Annotated in this window: 1 protein-coding gene; it reads left to right on the top strand. The window is 44.2% G+C overall.

The annotated features are described in order from the left end of the window. Nucleotides 1–428: aldehyde dehydrogenase family protein (locus tag KVT27_RS23760; protein ID WP_217582085.1), on the top strand; the 428-nt coding region annotated here is incomplete at both ends.

The raw sequence follows: 428 nt of genomic DNA, 5'->3' as shown, positions 1-428 counted from the left end.
CCAACAGATTTCAGCAACTTCATGGCAACGGTTATTGACCAAGCCGCATTCAATAAAATTACGGAATACATCGAAATCGGTAAAGGCGAAGGTCGTCTAGTAGCTGGTGGTACAGCGGACGATTCAGTAGGTTATTTCGTACAACCAACTGTATTCGCTGACGTAGAGCCTTCTGCACGTATTATGAAAGAAGAAATCTTCGGACCAGTAGTGGCTATCGCAAAAGCAAAAGATTTCGATCAAGCGATTGAAATTGCTAACGATACAGAATACGGCTTAACAGGTGCTGTCATTACGACAAACCGCGTAAACCTAGAAAAAGCACGTGAAGAATTCCATGTTGGAAACCTTTACTTCAACCGTGGCTGTACAGGGGCGATTGTTGGCTACCAACCATTCGGTGGTTTCAACATGTCAGGTACAGACTC

Origin of the sequence: Lysinibacillus sp. GbtcB16, assembly GCF_019091145.1 — a bacterium.
GTDB classification, from domain to species: domain Bacteria; phylum Bacillota; class Bacilli; order Bacillales_A; family Planococcaceae; genus Lysinibacillus; species Lysinibacillus fusiformis.
This window is presented reverse-complemented; position numbering and strand designations above follow the sequence as displayed.